Below are 327 nucleotides of genomic sequence, written 5' to 3' on the forward strand. Positions count from 1 at the left end.
TTCTTGATCTCGGCACGCTCGAAGAAGCGCTGGCCGCCGTAGATGCGGTAGGGAATCTTCTCCCGCAGCAGGGCTTCCTCCAGCACCCGCGACTGGGCGTTGGAGCGGTAGAGGATGGCGATCTCGCTGCGCGCCAGGCCGCCCTTGAGCGCGCTCTCGATCGACTCGACCACGTAGCGCGCCTCGTCGTGCTCGTTGAACGCGGCGTACAGGCTCAGCGACTCGCCGTCCTCGCCGTCGGTCCACAACTCCTTGCCCAGGCGTCCCTGGTTGTTGGCGATCAGGGCGTTGGCGGCCTTGAGGATCGACGCGGTGGAACGGTAGTTC

At 66.1% G+C, this 327-nt stretch carries 1 protein-coding gene; it reads right to left on the bottom strand.

All coding sequences use genetic code 11. The features are described 5' to 3' along the window. The coding region (locus tag ACLJNW_RS23975) for a 3'-5' exonuclease (RefSeq protein WP_410961190.1) at window positions 1-327 on the bottom strand (327 nt) is incomplete at both ends.

Source organism: Salmonella sp. SAL4457 (assembly GCF_046548235.1).
GTDB classification, from domain to species: domain Bacteria; phylum Pseudomonadota; class Gammaproteobacteria; order Enterobacterales; family Enterobacteriaceae; genus Salmonella; species Salmonella enterica.